13 protein-coding genes are annotated in these 17,536 nt (G+C 67.7%); 7 read left to right on the top strand and 6 right to left on the bottom strand.

From position 1 onward, the window contains the following. Positions 1-14 precede the first annotated feature (14 nt). The 4 genes from CDN36_RS01545 to CDN36_RS01530 all read left to right on the top strand — a co-directional run bounded on the left by CDN36_RS01545 (position 15) and on the right by CDN36_RS01530 (position 5,198). A complete protein-coding gene (locus CDN36_RS01545; RefSeq protein WP_287495834.1) occupies positions 15-1,091 on the top strand; it encodes a tetratricopeptide repeat protein in 1,077 nt (358 codons plus the stop codon). Beyond that, positions 1,088-2,776: a GT4 family glycosyltransferase PelF gene (pelF, locus tag CDN36_RS01540; protein WP_287495833.1), complete on the top strand. Its 1,689-nt coding sequence runs from the start codon at positions 1,088-1,090 to the stop codon at positions 2,774-2,776. The genes CDN36_RS01545 and pelF overlap by 4 nt, the downstream gene beginning before the upstream one ends. Continuing rightward, positions 2,776-4,152 carry an exopolysaccharide Pel transporter PelG gene (gene pelG, locus CDN36_RS01535; RefSeq protein WP_287495832.1) on the top strand — a complete coding sequence of 459 codons (1,377 nt, stop codon included), beginning with the start codon at positions 2,776-2,778 and terminating at the stop codon, positions 4,150-4,152. Before pelF ends, pelG begins: the two co-directional genes overlap by 1 nt. A gap of 275 nt (positions 4,153-4,427) precedes the next feature. Next, positions 4,428-5,198: a ferredoxin--NADP reductase gene (locus tag CDN36_RS01530; protein WP_150557388.1), complete on the top strand. Its 771-nt coding sequence runs from the start codon at positions 4,428-4,430 to the stop codon at positions 5,196-5,198. A gap of 111 nt (positions 5,199-5,309) precedes the next feature. Here CDN36_RS01530 and CDN36_RS01525 read toward each other — a convergent pair whose 3' ends face one another. The 6 genes from CDN36_RS01525 to CDN36_RS01500 all read right to left on the bottom strand — a co-directional run bounded on the left by CDN36_RS01525 (position 5,310) and on the right by CDN36_RS01500 (position 13,876). Beyond that, on the bottom strand, positions 5,310-7,448 hold the full coding sequence (locus tag CDN36_RS01525; protein WP_287495831.1) for a TonB-dependent siderophore receptor: 2,139 nt from the start codon (positions 7,446-7,448) through the stop codon (positions 5,310-5,312). A 225-nt stretch (positions 7,449-7,673) separates the two neighbouring features. Then, complete coding sequence (locus tag CDN36_RS01520) at positions 7,674-9,359, bottom strand: PepSY-associated TM helix domain-containing protein (protein ID WP_287495830.1); 1,686 nt, start codon at positions 9,357-9,359, stop codon at positions 7,674-7,676. Between the two features lie 10 nt (positions 9,360-9,369). Beyond that, entirely contained in the window at positions 9,370-9,624 is a 255-nt protein-coding gene (locus CDN36_RS01515; protein WP_150554508.1) for a hypothetical protein, read from the bottom strand. Then, positions 9,614-9,892, bottom strand: a complete 279-nt coding sequence (locus CDN36_RS01510) for a hypothetical protein (protein ID WP_150554507.1) — start codon at positions 9,890-9,892, stop codon at positions 9,614-9,616. Before CDN36_RS01510 ends, CDN36_RS01515 begins: the two co-directional genes overlap by 11 nt. 217 nt (positions 9,893-10,109) lie before the next feature. Then, entirely contained in the window at positions 10,110-11,186 is a 1,077-nt protein-coding gene (locus CDN36_RS01505) for a fatty acid desaturase family protein (protein WP_287495829.1), read from the bottom strand. Positions 11,187-11,563: 377 nt separating this feature from the next. Then, a complete protein-coding gene (locus CDN36_RS01500) occupies positions 11,564-13,876 on the bottom strand; it encodes an FdhF/YdeP family oxidoreductase (protein WP_287495828.1) in 2,313 nt (770 codons plus the stop codon). A gap of 202 nt (positions 13,877-14,078) precedes the next feature. Between CDN36_RS01500 and CDN36_RS01495 the strand changes: the two genes are divergently transcribed. From CDN36_RS01495 to CDN36_RS01485, 3 genes are all read left to right on the top strand, one after another. Beyond that, a complete protein-coding gene (locus tag CDN36_RS01495) occupies positions 14,079-15,152 on the top strand; it encodes a substrate-binding domain-containing protein (RefSeq protein WP_150554504.1) in 1,074 nt (357 codons plus the stop codon). 259 nt (positions 15,153-15,411) lie between these two features. Then, complete coding sequence (locus tag CDN36_RS01490) at positions 15,412-15,894, top strand: NAD(P)H-dependent oxidoreductase subunit E (protein ID WP_150554503.1); 483 nt, start codon at positions 15,412-15,414, stop codon at positions 15,892-15,894. Further along, positions 15,887-17,527, top strand: a complete 1,641-nt coding sequence (locus tag CDN36_RS01485) for a formate dehydrogenase beta subunit (protein WP_150554502.1) — start codon at positions 15,887-15,889, stop codon at positions 17,525-17,527. Before CDN36_RS01490 ends, CDN36_RS01485 begins: the two co-directional genes overlap by 8 nt. The last annotated feature ends 9 nt before the right edge of the window (positions 17,528-17,536 follow it).

The raw sequence follows: 17,536 nt of genomic DNA, 5'->3' as shown, positions 1-17,536 counted from the left end.
CCGGGAACTCGCGCATGGCCTCGAGGTGGCACGCCCGCCGCAGCGGAGTGACGCACTGTCTGCGCCTGGTGCGCTGGCTGACGCTGCTGGGCGGTGCGGCGCTCGCCATCGCTTGTCAGTTGCGCGCGCTGGAGCTCGTGCTGACGGCCGGCGACGCCGTGGCGTCGGGCGCGCTGCCGGTCGTTCTGGCATGGCAGGCCGTGGCGGCCGCGCTGGCCGGCCTCTTCATGGTGCGGGTGCTGCCGGCCCGCTACCGTCAGCGGCGAGGCGTCTTTCTGCATGCGGCGCTGATCGTCTTCTTCCTTCCGATGGCGGGCCTTGCGGTGATGTTGGGCGTCCTGCTGCTCGGCTACCTGTTTCCGCCCCCGCGCGAGGCGCCCGAAGCGTTGCGGGTGAGCGTACCCGGCTTCGTGTCGCATCTGATGGCGCGCGTGCGGCACGGCGCGGGCATGCGCCTGCGCGCGCGTCTGCGCAACGTGCGCGGTGAGCGCGACGACCGCGTCGCGGCGCTCGTCTCGGTGCAGGCGCTGCCCTCGCGCGTGACGAGCGGAATCGCGCGCGACTTGCTCGCCGATCCGGTCGAGGAGGTGCGCCTGCTGGCCTACGGCATTCTCGACGGACTGGAAAAACGCATCATGCAGCAGATTTTCGCCACGCGAGCCTGGCACGAGGCGGCCCAGGACGACGACGAACGCGCCCACGCCGCCCGGCGGCTCGCGCAACTGTATTGGGAACTGGTCTATCAGAATCTCGTGCGCGGCGAAGTGCTGCGCTACACGCTGGAGCGCGTGGAGACGTTCGCGCGCGATACGCTGGCGCAGTATGAGGATGACGCGTCGATGTGGTATTTGCTCGGCCGTTGCGCACTCATGCGCGAGCAGCCCGACGCGGCGCAAATGTATCTGCGGCACGCGCAGTTCCACAGTTTCCCGACAGAGCGCCTGCTGCCCTGGCTGGCCGAAGCCGCGTTTCAGAAGGGCCGCTACGACCACGTGTCGCAGTTGCTCGGCGGCATTGGCGAGAGTGCCGTGACGGGCGCAGCCGTCTCGCCGGTGGTGCAACCTGCCGTGCGCTTCTGGACGCGGCCATGACGACGCCCGGCGATTTTGCACCCGCACCTCCGGGGTCCGATCGGGTGGCCAGCGCGGTGGTGGCCGACGTCGCGCTGCTGCTCGAAGGTACGTTTCCGTATGTGAGAGGGGGCGTGTCCTCGTGGGTGGATCAGCTCATCCGTGCGTTTCCCGAGTTGACGTTTGCGGTCGTGTTCATCGGCAGTCGTCGTGCCGACTACGGCGAACCGGTGTACGCCATGCCGCCCAACGTCGCGCACTTCGAAGCGCACTATCTTTATGAAACCCCGGCGCCGTCAGCATCATCGGCACCATCGGCACCATCGGCGAGCGCCCCCGGGCGGCCTTCGCGAACGCGCCCGAAGTCCGGCGAGGCCCCGGCATTCGCGGACGTCGCCCGCATGCACGACATGTTTCGTCGTCGCCATGCGTCGGGGGCCGACGGCGGCGCGTCGCTGCGCGAGCCGTCGACCGGGGCGGACGACACAGTGCGAGACCTGCTCTCGCGGCTTGTGCCGCAATTGCAGGACGGCCAGCCGCTCGCGCAAGCGGCGTTCCTGCATGGCGAAAGCGCGTGGGGCTTCATCACCGAGCGGTACGAACGGCATTGCCACGACCCCTCGTTTACCGATTATTTCTGGACGGTGCGCGCCATGCACAGGCCGATCTGGCAGCTCGCGCGACTCGCCCATGCGCTGCCCGCGGCGCGGATGTACCACACGGTGTCGACCGGCTATGCCGGGTTGCTGGGCGCGATGTTGCGCATGCGCAGCGGCCGGCCGCTGCTCGTGACGGAGCACGGCAGCTACACCAAGGAGCGCAAGCTCGACCTGCTGCAAAGCGAATGGCTGCGCGACAACCGTGGACCGTTCGAGCGCGACATCTCGCAGGTGGGCTATTTCCAGAACCTGTGGATGCGCTTCTTCGAGGCGATCGGACGCGTGTGCTACGACGCCGCCGACGAGATCGTCGCGCTGTACGAGGGCAATCGCCGGCGACAGGTGAGCGACGGCGCGCCGGTCGGCAAGACGCGCGTCATCCCCAACGGCGTCGACGTGGCGCGCTTCGCGGCGCTGCGCCGGCCGTCGCCGCCCTGCGCCGGCGATGCGGACATTCCGCCCGTCGTGGCGCTCGTGGGCCGGGTGGTGCCGGTCAAGGACATCAAGACGTTCCTGCGCGCGGTCTTCATTGCGTACCGCGCGCGCCCGGACGTGCAGGCATGGATCGTGGGGCCTGACACGGAGGATCCGGCCTACGCGCAGGAGTGCCGCGACCTTGCGGCAAGTCTCGGCATGGAGTTTCAAGTGCGTTTCATGGGCTATCGCGCCGTCGAATCGGTGCTGCCGCAGATCGGCGTGCTCGCGCTCTCGTCCGTGTCCGAAGCATTGCCGCTCGTCATGCTCGAAGCGGCGGCTGCGGGCGTGCCGGTTGTGGCGACGGACGTGGGCGCATGCCGTCAGGTGATCGAGGGGCAGGGTGCCGAAGACCGGGCGCTGGGCCGCGCGGGGCGCGTCGTGCCGATGGCCGACCCCGAGGCGCTCGCCGCGGCCATCGTGGACGTGCTGGAGCCCGCCGAGTGGCATGCCGCGCGCCAGGCCGGCATGACGCGCGTGGCGCGCTACTACCGGCTCGACATGATGTGCGACGCGTATCGTTCGCTGTATCAGGGGCTCTGTTGCCGCCGTATGGCGGGGAGTGCGGACTGATGGCCGGCATCGGTTTCGAGCTGCGGCGCCTGCTGCGCAGCGATACGCTCTCGGGAACGCTCGCCGCGTACAGCTACGCGGGCATCATCAGCGCGGGGCCGCTGGTCCTCTCGATGGTCGGGGTCGTTCTGGTTGGCCTGATGAGCCTCGCAAACGTTCACCCGCCGCAGGTTCTCATGCAGTTCCAGGTGTCGGTCACGTACCTGATCGCGTCGAGCGTGATCGCCACCGGTCTGATCCAGCTTGCGTTCACGCGTTATCTGAGTGACAGGCTTTTCGCGGGCGAGCCGCAGGCGGTGATGCCCTCCTTCAACGCGGTCACGCTCGTCACGACCGTCGCGATGGGCGTCGTCGGCCTCGTGCTGTCGCAGACGCTCTTCGCGGGCCAGCCGCTCGCATATCGCTGGCTGATGTGGGTCGGCTTCGTGCTGCTGGGCAATCTGTGGATCGTGGTGCTGTTTCTCACGAGCGTGAAGCAGTACCGCGCCATTCTCGGCGTGTTCTGCGCGGGCTACAGCCTGTGCGTGGTGAGCGCGGTCCTGCTCGGGCGCTACGGACTTGCCGGACTGCTCGGCGGTTTCGTGATCGGCCACACCTGCCTGCTGCTGGGCCTCACGGCGATCGTCGTGCGCCAGTACCGGACGACGACCTGGCTCTCGTGGGACGTCTTCGTGCCGCGCAATCTCCGTCTGTCGCTCGTGGGCGTCGGCGTGTGCTTCGGGCTGGGCGTATGGATCGACAAGCTGATCTTCTGGGCGTCGCCGGCGACCGGCATGGCGGTGATCGGTCCCCTGCGCGCGGCGCCCGTCTACGACCTGCCGATATTCCTCTCGTACCTGTGCGTGATGCCGGGCATGGCGGTGTTCCTGCTGCGCATCGAGACCGATTTCGCCGAGGCTTACGCAGGCTTCTTCGACGCGATTCGCCATGGCGGCACGCTGCGCCAGATCTCGGCCTCGCGCATATCGATGGTGCGCGCCGTGCGCGCGGGCCTCTACGAGATCCTCAAGGTGCAGGCGGTGGTAACGCTGCTCGTCTTCGCGTTCGGCGACGACCTGTTGCGGCTCGTCGGCATGCCGGCGGCTTGGCAGCCGCTGTTGCGCGTGGACGTGATTGCGGCGGGGTTGCAAGTCTTGCTGCTCGGCGTGCTCAACGTCCTGTTCTATCTGGACCGGCGGCGCGACGTGCTGCTGCTCACCGGTCTGCTGGTGGTGCTCAATGCCATGCTCACCTGGGCCACGTTGCATTACGGCCCGGCGCTTTACGGCTACGGATTCGCCGCGGCATTGCTTGGCGTGCTGCTGCTGGGCGCACACCGGCTGGCGCGCCGTCTTGCGGCGCTTGAATACGATACTTATATGGGACAGCAGGGGTGAGGGCGCACGCGCCGTAACGGATATCAATCCCCATGCCGAAAATCCCGCACGTGCGCAGGGGACAAATGAAGCGGACAAATGAAAGCCATTCCCAATTGGGGTAAAATAGTGGGGTTTTCCCGCCCTCGACCGACAGTGCGTGCACCCGACACGTCCGGGGCCGGGCATCGGGGCCATCACGGACGGCCCGCGCAGGCACACCCCAGGCGGGCCGGGAGACTCCCGGCCAGGCCTGTGCACCGCGCCGCCGCCCTCCGTCAAACGTCAACGCGAATATGAGTTCACAGAATCAACAGACCGTGCTGGAAGTCCACCACTGGACTGATACGTTGTTCAGCTTCAAGACGACGCGCGATGCGTCGTTCCGCTACGTCAATGGCCAGTTCACGATGATCGGCCTGGAAGTCGAAGGCAAGCCGCTGCTGCGTGCCTACAGCATGGCGAGCGCCAATTACGAGGAAGAGCTGGAGTTCCTGAGCATCAAGGTGCAGGACGGTCCGCTCACCTCGCGTCTGCAGAACATCAAGCCGGGTGACAAGGTCATCGTGGGCCGCAAGCCGACGGGCACGCTCATCAACGACAACCTGCTGCCGGGCAAGAACCTCTATCTGCTCTCGACCGGCACGGGGCTCGCGCCGTTCATGAGCATCATCCGCGACCCGGAAGTCTACGACCGCTACGAGCACATCATCCTCGTGCATGGCTGCCGCTTCGCCAGCGAATTGGCGTACCGCGAGCTGATCACGCAGCACCTGCCCGAGCACGAGTACCTCGGCGAGTACGTCCGCGACAAGCTGATCTACTATCCGACGGTCACGCGCGAGGAGTTCGAGAACCAGGGCCGCATCACCGAGCTGGTGGAGTCGGGCAAGCTCTTTACGGACATCGGTCTGCCGGAATTCACGCCGGAACACGACCGCGTGATGCTGTGCGGCAGCCCGGCCATGCTCAAGGACACGCGTGAATTGCTGGAAAAGCGCGGCTTCGTTGAAGGCCACAACCACGCGCCGGGGCACTACCTCGTCGAGCGCGCGTTCGTGGGCTGAGCCGCCGTTGGCGCGACCGCCCGCCAGCGGCGGGCAACGAGAAAAGAAAAAAGGCCACTCATTCGAGCGGCCTTTTCCTTTTTCCTATCGTTTTCCTGCCCCGCGTGTGGCTCAGAAGTCCATCGTGGCGCTAGCGAGGAAGGTCCGCGTGGAGCCCGGCAGCACGAAGCCGTTGTACGTCGTCGTCCAGTAGTGTTTGTCGGTCACGTTGTTGACCGCTGCGCGCAGCACCACCGCCTTGCCCGCGATGCGGGTCGTGTACCTCGCCGACAGGTCGATCGTGGTGTAGGCGGGCACCGAGAGCGTATTGGCGGCATCGACTTCCTGCTGGCCGGTCACTTTCACGCCGGCGGCCACCGTCAGGCCGCGCACGAACGGCGTGTCGTACTCGACGCGGCCGGTCACCACGTAGCGCGGCGTGGCGAAGATGCGTTTGCCGGCGACCACCGGATCGTCCACGTCCACGGCCTTGGTATTGAGCAGCAAGACGCCGCCAATGACGCGCCAGTCCCGCGCCAGACGCACCCAGCCGCTGGCGTCGAGGCCCTGGAAACGCTGCGTGCCGTCCTGCACGTAGTAGCCCGCCTGGTTGGTGTAGCCGTAGCCGCGCTCCACGCGGAACAGCGCGAGATTCGCCCCCCACGTGTCCTTGTCCGCCTTCCAGCCCACCTCGTACTGCTTGCTCGTGAGCGGGCCGAAGGTCTGCGGGTAGTTCTTGTCGGTAATGCCTGCCGAGCCGCCCGGTTCCATCGATTCAACGTAGCTCACGTAGGCGGTGGAGTCGTTGTCGGTCTTGTACATCAGCGCAGCCGTCGGCGAGACCGGCTTCGCGCGGTAGGACGACGTGGTCTGTGCGCTGGTGTCATACACGTCGTCATGGAACTCGGTGTAGCGCAAGCCGGCGAGCACCGAGATACGCGAGGTAATGCCGATCGTGTCGCTCGCATAGATCGCGCGCTGCGAAATCTTCTCGCTGCGGTACGGCTGATAGTCGAGCCCGATGTCCTGGTTCGGCAGCAGCGACGGGTTATAGATGTTGCTGGTGCCGAGCGCAATGCCGTTGCCGCCGATGCCGTTGTCGTTGAGCTTCGTCTGGCTCTGGTAGCCCACGCCGAACACCACGTCGTGCTTGAGGGCGCCGGTGCTGAATTTGCCCTGCACCATGCCGTCCCACGCCTGGTAGTAGTAAGCCGTCTTCCATTTGTACTGCGTGTCGGCGTAGTCGCCGGCGGCATTGAGCACCGACAGGAAGCTGTCGCCGTTCAGGCGGTTCTGACGCGCGAAGCGATACTTGAAATTGGCCTTCCATTGGTCGTTGATGCGATAGTCCGCCGACGCGCCCGCCGAGAGCGTGTCGCCTTCGTAGTAAGTGAAGGGCTGGGCGAGATTGCGGGCCACCTTGTTCGCGTCGGCCACCGCCCCGGCGCCGGCGAAGTTCATGCCGAACAGCGTGCCCGTGGTCTGGCGCTTCCAGTACATGACGTCGGCGCCGATCGTCAGGTCGGGCGTGACGCGAAAGTCGGTCGCGAACGAAATCGTCTTGCGGCGCACGTGGTTGTTCGGCTCGGCCGTGTTGCCTTCCTCGTTGACGAGGTTCAGGCGGTAGCCGAAGCGGTTGTCCGGGCCGAAGCGGCCGCCCAGATCGACCTTCTCGCTCCAGACGTTGCTCGCTTCGTAGCCCACGGAGATCTGACGCAGCGGCTCGTCGGTCGGGCGCTTGAGCACATAGTTGATGATGCCGCCCGGCGCGCCGAAACCGTACATGAAGCCCGACAGGCCCTTGAGCAACTCGACCTGCTCGAACGGTTCGAGCGGAATGTCGGCCTGCCAGGAGACGAAGTTCTGCCCGTCCACCTTCGTGCCGTCGAGCATGTCCACGCGAATGCCGCGCACGGCGAAGTACGAGTTTTCGTTGCGCTTGTTCTCCGAGAGCGTGCTGACGGACGGATCGTACTTGAAGGCGTCCGTGGCGGTCTGTGCCATCTGGTTCTTGATCTGCTCGCTGTTCACGGCCGTGACCGAGAATGGCGTGTCGACCGCGCGCCGCGTGCCGAGCGCGCCGCTCGAGACGCGCTCGACCTTGACATCGTCATCGCGCCCGGCGGAGACGGTCGTGGCCGGCAGCGCGGCCGCCGCTGCGCCATTGGCCGCAGGCTGCGCGTCCGGCGTCTGCTGGGCGAAGGCGCTGCCGGACGCGAGCGAGAGCGAGGCGGCGCACACGGCAAAGACCCCGGCGATGGCGCGCGTCATGGAGGAGGGCGACGGGTGACGAGTCGAAGCATGCGAGGCGCGCGCGAGGGCGGCGCCACGGCCTGTGAACGGGCGGTGGTGCAACATCGGTGTGAATCTCCCTTGTGTAAAGCGACGTGTGTTCTGGTCTTCTCGTGGGGCACCACGCTCGTCACGATGGGGGCAACAGGCGCAGCATTCGCGAGGGGCACGGGTATCGAACCGTCGTGCGGCCCGCGCCCGCGCTCAGGTCCGTGCGGCGGCGTCCGGCGGCTCGGGCAGCGCTGTCGCGGGCGTCGAGATCGGCTTGCCCGGCGCGCCGGCGCGTGCCGCGGCGCCTGCTTCGCGGCAGGCATCGTCGGCGTCGTCGGTGGCGTGCGCCGCGGCTGCGGAGCGCGCCGCGTCCGGATGTGCCCATACGCTGTTCGGATCGCCCAGGCGCGCGCGTCGCCACGTGGCGCGCGCGAACAACACGAAGACGGCGGCGCAGGCGATCGCCACGAGATCCACGCCCGCGAGCACCCAGTCGCCGGCCGCCATCGTGCGCAGCAGGTTGTCCGGAGTGAAGAGGGCATCGACGGCGGGGATCGCGAGGCATGCGAGCGCCGTCGAGGCGAGCAGGCCGGTGGCGGCCACGGCGGGTGCGCACAGCGCCGCGAACGCGAGCGAGACGGCGAGCGTGCCGACGAAGACGGAAATCGAGGTCGTGCCCGGCGCGAGCACCGCGCCGACGAAGGCGACGGCGATACCCAGGCAGGTGCCGAGGAATACGCCGGCGGTCGCCTTGGCCATCCAGCGCAGGTTGGCCGGCTGAAGCGCCGCGTTGCGCTTGCGGCGCGACTCGAGCCACAGCAAGTTGCCGCTGTAGACGAGCACGGCGCCCATCAGTCCGAGGACGAAGTACACCCAACGCATGGCGTCGCCCGCGAAGTTGCCGAAGTGCGCGCCGTAAATCATGCTCAGCACGGCGTGGTTCGCATCGCGCACACCGGGGCTGTGCTGGCCGACGACGGCGCCGTCGTTCAGACGCAAGGCCACGGCGGCGAACACGCCGAGGGAATCGCCGGCCTCGCCGTAGACCTCGGCCACGGCATCGGGTTTGCCGTAGCGCGTCCATGCCACGGCCGTCGTTTCCATGTCGGGGGCCGCATGTTCGGCGCGCGCGAGCAGGGTTTTCAGATCGAGCGGGCTGCCTTCGACCGGGGCGACCTTCGCCGGCACCGATCCCGTAATCTGGGGAATCTGCGACATCAACCGGCTCTCGAACGTTACCGCGTTGAACGCCATCATCAACGGCAGGCTCAGGCAGAGCAGCGCGCCCGTGAGCGCGAACACGATATGGAACGGCAGGCTCAACACGCCAATGGCGTTGTGCGCGTCCTGCCAGAACCGTTTGAGATTGCGTCCCGGGCGCAGTGCGAAGATGTCCCGCGTGAGGCGCGGCAGATGCACGATCACACCGGAGATCAGCGCCATGCCGTAGAACAGCGACACCACGCCCATCAGATACAGCCCATAGTCCGGGATCGACAGCGAGTAGTGCAGCGCGTTGATAGTGCCCGACAGGCCGGGACGCGCATTGCCGACCGTGAGCGACGGCGCGTCGGCGCCGGCGCTCGGGTTCAGCCGCGCCTGCATCCACTCGCCGTTGGGCTGCTGCCAGTAGGCGAACGGCGTGGGCGAGTGGTTGGGCAGCACCACGCCCATCTGTTCGCGGGCAGCCGGGTACTGCTCGCGGACGAGTTCGGCAAGCCGCTCGGTCTGGGCAAGCGAGAGCGGCGCGTGACGCGTGGCCGGCTGTTCCCAGCGTTCGATCTCGTGATGGAAGACGGTCAGGGCGCCGCCGAGCATGGCGACGAACAGGGCGAAGCCGGCCACGATGCCGGCCCACGTATGAACGCTCAGGTATTGACGCAGGGTTTGCGCGCGCATCGGACGATCCTTACCAGACGGTGCGCGCTGCCAGGAGCGCGGCCCATGCGACGAGCGTGGTGGCGCCCAGGCCGACCCACGCGCGCATGGCGGTACGGCTCGCGTACACCACGGCGAACAGGCCGAGCCACACGAGCGGGAAGAGGGCGATGACGGGGATGACGGCCGTATGCCAGCCGGCGGGGGTGAGATAGGCCACGGCGCCGCACAGGGCGATCGCGGCGAGAAAGCCCAGCACGAGGCCTGCGATGGTCCTACTCCACATGGGCGTCTCCGCGCAGCCAGTGCCATCCGCCAGCGGCGTAAGGCCAGAACAGGAATCCGAAGCACAGCGACGCGATCGCGGCGGCGATGCCGGCCGACGGCCCGGCCGCGAGCCACCAGCACGCCAGGCAGGCGAGGGCCGCGGCGAGCGAGAGGCCCCGCGCCGGTTGCGCGGGCAGGCGTTGCGCACGAAGGCGCTGGTGCTCGGAGGTGAGGTAGCAGGCGCCGCCTGCCAGCCATGCCAGTGCAATGGCCAATGCAATTAACATGCTTGTGAGTCGCTGAAAGTCGGATCCCGCGAATGAGGACGTAAACGTTAACGCTATTGTTAACGCAAACGATTCGCATTTATATCATGATTTGGGAGTTTTCCGAAATACCCGACCGCGAGTCGCCGTGTGAGGCGGCCTGGTTGGGCAGCTCGGAGGCTGCTCCGGGGCGGTCCGGGGCGCTCGGGGGCAACGGCGCGCAAGGCGCCGTCGGATGTCAATGAACAGAAGTTCCGGCGGGTTGGCCAACGAGCGGACCCGCGCCGGACGGTTCCAGCGTGCCGGGCGGCAAGGGACTGCCGAACTGGCGGAAGATGGCGCGCCAGTAAGGAATCGTCGGGCCGGGGCTGGGCTCGGCCGCGTCGATCGCTGGCAGCCGGTGCCAGGGGGCTGTCGGATAGCGATGATGCACGCGATGCAGGTGCTGGTTGAGCAGCAGCGCGCGTGTGAAGGCCGACGCCCGGAAGTTGCGTGCGCGCGCCGGCTCGTCCATTGCCACGCCGTAGTGCGGCAGATTGTCGGCGATCGACAGCCAGACGCCGCGCGCCGCGAATGCCGCGACGAACACCGGCCACCAAGGACCGTAGGCCCACAGGGCCAGTGAAAGCGCAGTGAGCAGTGCCGCGAATTCGCGCCGGATGCGCCGGCGGCGTACCGGGTCCGACGCAAACATCACCGCGCGGCGACGCACGTCCTCATCCTGCGCATCGCTGCCGAGCGCCTTCAGTGCCAGCGACGGCAAGCGGCGCGCCGGCACCCAGGCGACGAGCGGCGCGAAGCACTCCGCCAGCCACATGCCGCCGAGCAGTCGCGACTGATAGCCGAGCCATGCGCGCACGCGTGCCGCCGTCGAGGCATGGTCGGGCAGCGTCGAGATATCGGGGCGGTCATACGGCTGGCGGGTGAAACGGTGATGCACCAGATGACCGAAGCGCATGATTTCGTAGGGCAGCCCGAGCAGCAGTGCGAGCATGCGCCCGGTCCGCTCGTTGGCGCGCGCCTTCAGGCGTAACTGGCCATGGATCGATTCGTGGACGAGGCCCCAGTGCATTGGCGTGAGCAGCAGTATGGGCAGCAGCGTCCAGGCGGCGGCATCGCCCCAATGACGCAGCGCCCAGCCGAGCCCGAACCATTGCCAGAGGCCGGCCAGCGCCGTGAGAGCGATCAGCCACGGGTTCCAGCGCGACGGGCGGCTGTGGCGCCACCACGCGGGTGCAAGCGAGGCGGAGGCGTCGGCGCGATCTCCGCCTCGCGGATCGCGCGGTGCCTGCGGGCCGTTCGACGCTGGCGGCATGGCGCCGGACGGCGTCCGGGGTGGATGGTGCGGTGGCTGCAGTGGATGTGGGCGATGTGGGCTGAGGGAAACCGCGTCCGACGTGACGGAATCGATCTGTGTCGGACGCGCGACGACATTCTCCATGGGGGCTCCGGGCGGGATAGCCGCGACTCGCCGCCTTCCTGCACCGTGCAGGAAGGGGGCGTCACGGCAGCAACGGCAGTGTATGTCGCGAGCCGGGATGGAATTATGTCAATCTCGTTGCAGCGCCTTACCGTTCATGGCGGCCTTCGGCCGCGCTTGCAGCAGTTGGGTGAGATTTGTGGGGTGAGATCTGTGGCGCCTGATCGGCGCTGCTGTCTGGCGCCGCCGCGGTGCGCGATCCGGCGTGCTGCTCAGCCACCACGCCGCTCCAGCAGCACCGGCACCGACTTGGACGTCGGCGTGCCGGCGCCGTCGGCTGTCGCGTCGAGCGGCACCAGGCCGTTCGTCTCCGGGTAATACGCGGCGACGCTGCCGCGCGGGATGTCGTATGCCACGAGCAGGAAGTCCTCGGCTCGCCGCTCCACGCCGTCGTCCCACACGCCCACGAGATCGATTCGCTCGCCGGCGCGCAGCCCGCGCGCATCGAGGTCCTCGGGGTTGGCGAAGACGACGCGGCGCTGCCCGAAGACGCCGCGGTACCGGTCGTTGAGCCCGTAGATCGTCGTGTTGTACTGATCGTGCGAGCGAATGGTGGCCAACTGCAACACGTCGGCGCCGCGCGCGCCGGCGTGCCGACGCGCCACATCGATGGGCAACTCCCGGGGCAGGGCGTGCGTGGTGAAATTGGCGCGTCCGTTGGGAGTGAGCCAGCGGCGTTGCGACGGCGGCACGTCGAGACGGAAGCCGCCGGGGCGCCGCACGCGGCGGTTGAAGTCCGCGAAGTCCTCGAACGTGGCGGCAATGCCGTCGCGAATGCGATCGTAGTCCTCGACGAACCAATGCCAGTCGTCGCGCCCCGCCGGACCGCGGCCCAGCGTGGCCTGTGCCATGCCTGCCACGATCGCGGGCTCCGAGCGCAGATGTTCGGATGCGGGCGCATTGATGCCGTATGACAGATGCACCATGCTCATCGAGTCCTCCACCGTCACGCCTTGCACCGCGCCGCCCTGCATGTCGATCTCGGTGCGCCCGAGGCACGGCAGGATCAGCGCCTCGCGCCCGTGCACGAGGTGGCTGCGGTTGAGCTTCGTCGCCACATGCACGCTCAGGTCGCAGCGGCGCAGGCCTTCCCAGGCGCGCGGCGTGTCCGGCGTGGCCATCGCGAAATTCCCGCCCATGCCGATGAAGACCTTGATGCGGCCCTCGAGCATGGCGGCGATCGTGTCGACCACGCCCAGCCCCGGCCGGCGCGGCGGGTCGAAATCGAACGCCTTGCCGAGCCGCTCGAGAAACGCGGCCGACGGTTTCTCGTTGATGCCGACCGTGCGATCGCCCTGGACGTTGCTGTGGCCGCGCACCGGACACAGTCCGGCGCCCGGCCGGCCGATGTTGCCGCGCAGGAGCATCAGATTGACGATCATCTGGATGGTCGCCACCGCATGCTTGTGCTGCGTAATGCCCATTCCCCACGTCGCGATCACGCGCTCGCCGCGCAGGTAGACGTCGGCGATCCGACGCATTTGCGCCTGCGACACGCCTGCGGCGCGCTCCAGATCGTCCCAGCGCTCGGCACGCACGTCGGCCGCGAACGTCTCGAATCCGCGGGTGTGCTCGGCGATGAAGGCGTCGTCGAGCAGCGCGGGCAGACTGTCGGCGCGCGCCTGCGCATCGCGCTCGAGTATGTGCTTGATCATGCCTTTTACGAAGGCGAAGTCGCCGCCGCTCGCCGGCGTCACGTAGTGGCCACTGATGGACGTGCCGCCAAGGCTCAGCATCTCGGCCGGGCTCTGCGGATCGGCGAAGCGCTCCAGGCCGCGCTCGTGCAGCAGGTTGATCGAAACGATGGTGGCGCCGCGCCGCGCGGCTTCGCGCAACTCGCCAAGCATGCGCGGATGATTGGTGCCGGGGTTCTGGCCGAACAGCAGCAGCGTGTCGGCCTGCTCGAAGTCTTCGAGCGTCACGGTGCCTTTGCCGAGTCCCACGACCGGCGGCAAGCCGACGCTCGTCGGCTCATGGCACATGTTCGAGCAGTCGGGGAAGTTGTTCGTACCGTAGTGGCGCACGAAGAGCTGATAGAGGAACGCGGCCTCATTGCTTGTTCGCCCCGAGGTGTAGAACGCGGCCTGATCCGGGTCGGGCAGTGCGCGCAGATGCCGGCCGATCATCGCGAAAGCATCGTCCCACGCGATAGGCACGTAGTGGTCCGTGGCGGCGTCGTAGCGCATCGGGTGCGTAAGACGCCCGTAGCCTTCGAGTGTGTAGTCGTCGCAGTCGAGCAGTTCGGTCACGCTGTGCGCGGCAAAGAACGCCGGTGTGACGCGCCGCTTCGTGGCCTCGGCGGCGACCGCCTTGGCGCCGTTCTCGCAGAACTCGAACGTGGAGGCGTGTTCGCGGTCGGGCCAGGCACAGCCGGGGCAGTCGAAGCCGCTGCGCTGGTTGGCGCTGAGCAATGTGCGGGCGCCTTTGAGCGGAATGCCTTGCGCGACGAGTTGGATGGCGACGTTTTTGAGCGCGCCCCAGCCGCCGGCAGGGCGGTCGTATGGCGCAATCTTGGGGGCTGACATGAGACGGGTTCGAACGGAAATGACGGCAGCGAAGCACACCGATTGACATCTAATAGGCAAGTAAATGCATAATTCGATGGTGTTGCACGGTATGTTCGCCAGGATGCTGATGCAAGCAAGCTTGTTGAATCAGGGTTTTTGGCATCTTATCAGGATTTTGCATAAATCTATTTATGCAATTAATAACATATAAGGTGAGCCCATGAAGCGAATCTCCATCGCTCCGCAATTGCGTTTGCGGCACGACGGCAACGACCTGCCGCTCGACAAGGTGCTGTCGCTGCTCTCGCAGGTGCAGCTGCACGGCAACCTGCAGGCGGCGAGCCAGGCGCTGGGCCAGTCGTACCGGGGGGCCTGGGGCCACGTGAAGGAGATCGAGACGCTCATGGGGGCGCCGCTGCTCACGATGGCGCGCGGGCGCGGGGCCGTGCTCACGCCGCTCGCGCAGCGCCTGCTGTGGGGACAAAAGCGTTTGCAGGCGCGGCTCGGGCCGCTTCTGGAGACCATGGCGTCCGAGTTGCAGAGCGAACTCGACGACCTTCTCCTGCAGAATGCCGACCAGTTGCGGCTCTTCGCCAGTCACGGACTCGCCGTGGCAGCGCTCGTCGAGTTCGCGGGCCGCGCGGGACTGCCCATCGACGTCAGCTATCGCGGCAGCATGGAGGCGATTGCCGCGCTCGCGAAGCACGAATGCGAAGTGGCGAGTTTCCATGTCCCCATCGGCGCGCTCGCGGAGCCGGTGCTCGACCAGTACATGCCGCTGCTCAAAGGCAAGGCGTATCGCGTCGCCGACGTGGCCTCGCGCCGGCTCGGCCTGATCGTCGCGCGCGGCAACCCGTTGGGCATTCGCACGCTGGCCGATCTGCCGCGCACCGGCGCGCGGTTTGCCAACCGGGAGCGCGGCTCGGGCACACGCATCATCTTCGATCTGCTGCTCGCGCGCGACGGCATCGACCCGGCGGCCGTCGCGGGGGCGGAGAACATCGAATTCACTCATGCCGCCGTCGCCGCTTATATCGCGAGCGGGCGCGCCGACGCCGGGCTCGCCATCGAAGCGGCGGCAAGCCAGTTCGGCCTCGACTTCATTCCCATCCTCACCGAGCGCTATTGCCTCATGTTCCCGGAGAGCGCCGCAGAGTCCGCGCACGTGCGGGGATTGCTGGAGATTCTGCAAAGCGCGCAATACCGCCAGGCCGTTCACGCGATTCCCGGCTACAGCGAAGCGGAAACCGGAACCGTGACGTCGTTGTCGGAGGCGTTCCCCTCGTTGGGTTGACATTTTTCATATGCTTTTTATTGCATATTTTACGCACAACGACAGGCTGGGCGGACGGCCCGGTCGGCGCCGCTCGCGGCCCGCCGGCATGCTGCCGCGCAGCAAATCGGGGAGACGAGATGCCATCGGTGTTTCCACGAGGCTTGTTGAGCCGCGCCGTTTGGACTAATGTCCTAAGTGCCGAGCCCCCAGAAACGTGTCGTCATCATATGCAACGTAGAACATATGAGCCGCCGTTCGCCCCCAGGAGACGTTCGAGATGGTGTCTACCCCTCATGCGACGCTCGCGCCGCTGCTGGCTCGCCACGCTGGCCGCGCTCACGAGTTGTTGCCGCTGCTGCATGCCCTGCAGGACAGCGAAGGCTATGTCGACCCGGCCCATGTGCCGGCCATCGCCGCCGCGCTGAATCTCTCTCGCGCCGAAGTCCACGGCGTGATCACGTTCTATCACCACTTTCGCACCGCGCCGCCGCCGGCGACCGTCGTGCAGGTGTGCCGCGCGGAAGCGTGTCGCAGCCGCGATGGCGAAGCGCTCGTCGCACACGTCGAGGCCTGCACGGGCGCGCGCGTCGATGGCGCGCCCCGCGGCGGCGTGGGTGTCGAATCCGTGTACTGCCTCGGGCAGTGCGCGCTCTCGCCCGCGGTGACCATCAACGGCGAGCTGCACGCCCGTGTGAGCCCCGAGCGCTTCGACGCCTTGCTGGCCGAGGCCGTCCATCAGTCGGAGGGCGCCCATGTCTGAGGCCGGCGCACGCACGACGTACCGCATCTACATTCCGCGCGATTCGGCCGCGCTCGCGGTGGGCGCCGATCGGCTGGCGGCGGCTGTCGCCAGGGAAGCGGCCCGGCGCGGCGTCGCGGTCGATATCGTGCGCAACGGCTCGCGCGGCCTGTTCTGGCTCGAGCCGCTAGTCGAAGTCGAGACGCCGGCAGGGCGCATCGGCTACAGCAACGTGCAGGCCGCTCAGGTGAGCGCGTTGTTCGACGGCGGATGGCCGGCGCGCGCCGTGCAAGAGGCCGCGCAAGTCCCGTCCGGACAGACGCCCGACGGCAGTTGGGGCGCCGCTTTGCCGGCGTGCGTGGGCGTGGTCGATGCGATTCCCTATCTTGCGCGTCAGCAGCGTCTGACGTTCGCGCGCGTTGGCGTGACGAATCCGCTCGATCCGGCCGATTACGAGGCGCACGGTGGCCTCGCGGGCCTGCGAGCCTGCCTGGCGCTCGACGCGCAGGCCGCGTGCCAGATGGTGCTCGACTCGGGCCTGCGCGGGCGCGGCGGCGCGGCGTTTCCCGCAGGCATCAAATGGCGCACGGTGAGCCGCGCACAGGCGCCGCGCAAGTATGTCGTCTGCAATGCGGACGAGGGTGACTCTGGCACGTTCGCCGATCGCCTGATCATGGAGAGCGATCCGTTCGTGCTGATCGAGGGGATGATCATCGCGGCGCTTTCCGTCGGGGCGAGCGAGGGCATCATCTACGTGCGCAGCGAATACCCGCACGCCATCGCCGCGCTCGAGGCCGCCATCGCCATCGCGCGCCGCGAAGGCTGGCTCGGCGATGACGTGCTCGGTTCGGGCCGACCGTGTGAGATGCGCGTGGCGAAAGCGGCCGGCGCCTATATCTGCGGCGAAGAGACAGCGCTGCTCGAGAGCCTCGAGGGCAAGCGCGGCGTGGTGCGCGCGAAGCCGCCGATTCCCGCGCTGCGCGGCCTGTTCGGTGCGCCGACGCTCATCAATAACGTCATCACGCTCGCCAGCGTGCCATTCATCTTCGCGCATGGCGCACAGGCCTATCGCGAATACGGCGTGGGTCGCTCGCAGGGCACCCTGGCGGTGCAGCTCGCGGGCAACGTCCGCCGCGGCGGACTGGTGGAGCTGGCGTTCGGCGTGACGCTCAATACCTTGCTCGACGAGTTCGGCGGCGGCACGGCGAGCGGTCGTCCGGCCAAGGCCATTCAGGTCGGCGGCCCGCTGGGCGCCTACTTGCCGCCAGCGCAATGGGATGTCCCGCTCGACTACGAGGCGTATGCCGCGCTCGGCGCGGTAGTGGGCCACGGCGGCGTGGTGGTGCATGACGACACGGCGGACATGGCGGGGCTCGCGAGCTACGCGATGGCGTTCTGTGCGCTCGAGTCGTGCGGCAAGTGCACACCGTGCCGTATCGGCTCGACGCGCGGTGTCGAGGTGATCGAACGGATCCGCCGCGGCGACACTTCCGCGCGGCAGGTGAAGCTGCTGCACGACCTGTGCGACACGATGGTCTCGGGATCGCTGTGCGCCATGGGCGGCATGACGCCGTTCCCGGTGCGCTCGGCGCTCGAACATTTCCCGGCGGACTTCGGTCTGCCCGATGGCGCCGGATGCGCCGAAGCCGCCTGACGCGTCGGC

Origin of the sequence: Pandoraea sp. CB10b_02, assembly GCF_002216225.1 — a bacterium.
GTDB classification, from domain to species: Bacteria; Pseudomonadota; Gammaproteobacteria; order Burkholderiales; family Burkholderiaceae; genus Pandoraea; species Pandoraea nosoerga.
This window is presented reverse-complemented; position numbering and strand designations above follow the sequence as displayed.